1 protein-coding gene is annotated in these 246 nt (G+C 33.7%); it reads right to left on the reverse strand.

Translation table 11 applies throughout. The features are described from left to right. Nucleotides 1-246: hypothetical protein (locus tag SB717_RS38535; protein ID WP_410908496.1), on the reverse strand; the 246-nt coding region annotated here is incomplete at both ends.

The following is a 246-nucleotide window of genomic DNA, read 5'->3' on the forward strand; positions in this document are numbered from 1 at the left end:
GTTGAAGTTGAACCAGCATATGGATATATATATTTTTGATTCGCGTCTTTAATAACCCCATCTGGATGTGAATGAAACAATCCTAATCCATGGCACACTTCGTGAGCTAATGTTGTATCAGATCTATTACTATAGATACATGCACTATGTTTTCCTATCGTTTGTACATTTCCCGCAGCTTCCTTTGATGCTAAATCAAATGCATAAACTCTAAAATAATTTTTGTATTTCTCATCAATTAGATCC

It is taken from the genome of Priestia sp. SIMBA_032, assembly GCF_046535215.1.
GTDB classification, from domain to species: Bacteria; Bacillota; Bacilli; order Bacillales; family Bacillaceae_H; genus Priestia; species Priestia aryabhattai.